We start from the raw sequence: 1,192 nt of genomic DNA, 5'->3' as shown, positions 1-1,192 counted from the left end.
CATCAAACCAGAAGATAGAAAATTGAGCTTGTGGGGATTCGAGTAATACAATTTCTCCACTAGTTAAATCATCTTCTAGGTTTTTGCTTGCGTGTAACTTTTCGGCACCAAATGATGACATGCCATGATGTAACATTGATGTTGCTATTTGGATAGCGAAAGAAGGCTTCACAACGCGCTTTAAATCCTCCTGATTGAGTTCGCTGTAATGTTTGACGTGCATCGAAATTCCATTTATTTGATTGATTTTCGAGTTAATATAGATTTATTTTCTGATAATAATCAATTTAATAATTGACTATTTAATAGCGTGTGATGCCTGTCACTTTATTCCCATCTTCTAACACATATTCAATGAGTTTAGATGTGGAGCAACACTGAAGCAGTTTGCTAATAGCAGTGCGTTTTGAACAACTAGCACTACCTTAAGTTTCGAGAATGAACTGAAGTCCATCATTCCCTCAGCAAACACAAGACACCTTTATTAAAACTATCATAACGTTAACTAGAAAATTTAAGTTTAAGCACCAGCTAATATCTAGCATCAAACGCAGAATTAATTCTACATAATTTGAAGCAATTGCGGGTTAGTTGAAGTAATAAAGAGAAACTGGAGGCTTATTTATTCCAATGCCTTTTGACTGTAGCAATCCCCAAGCCTAATGCGTCTGCGGCTTTAGATTGAGATAACCCCTCCGCTTTCTTTGCTTGAACTGAATGCGTTGTGGCATGAGCTGCTGGTCTGCCAAGCTTCTTGCCTTCGGCTTTAGCTCGCTCAAGTCCTTCTTTTGTTCGCTCTCGGATTCTATTTCGCTCAAACTCAGCAAAGGCCGAAAACATTTGTAACATCAGCTTACCTTCTGCACTTGAAAGATTTGCGACAGGTAAATCAAGACACACAATTTTAATGCCTTTATCAGTAAGCAGGTTAATTGTGTTTTGAACGTCTATATTATCTCGGCCTAAACGGTCTAACTTTAAAACAACCAACATGTCACCACTTTCCATCTGGTGATTAATAAGCATCTTGAACTTATCACGTTTCATAGCTTCAACAGAGCCAGAAACGGTTTCACTGATAGTTCGGGAATCTGTCACATCATAACCTTTCTGCCGAATAGCAATAATTTGATTCTCGGTTGTTTGTTCAGTTGTTGAAACACGACAATAGGAAAATATACGCATTGGTTAC

The 1,192-nt window shown here is 37.9% G+C and carries 2 protein-coding genes; both read right to left on the bottom strand.

Translation table 11 applies throughout. The annotated features are described in order from the left end of the window. Positions 1-223 (bottom strand): hypothetical protein (locus tag L2748_RS23980; protein WP_248957825.1); only part of this gene is annotated, 223 nt, incomplete at its 3' end. 395 nt (positions 224-618) lie between these two features. Next, entirely contained in the window at positions 619-1,185 is a 567-nt protein-coding gene (locus tag L2748_RS23975; protein ID WP_220782113.1) for a recombinase family protein, read from the bottom strand. Positions 1,186-1,192 lie beyond the last annotated feature (7 nt).

Origin of the sequence: Shewanella sairae (genome assembly GCF_023283535.1) — a bacterium.
Lineage (GTDB): Bacteria > Pseudomonadota > Gammaproteobacteria > Enterobacterales > Shewanellaceae > Shewanella > Shewanella sairae.
Note: the sequence above shows the minus strand (reverse complement) of the source record. Positions and strands in the feature narration are given on the sequence as shown.

Bases quoted from the DNA above. Each gene is read 5' to 3' on its own strand.
- L2748_RS23975 (WP_220782113.1), bottom strand. From the start codon at position 1,185: ATGCGTATATTTTCCTATTGTCGTGTTTCAACAACTGAACAAACAACC.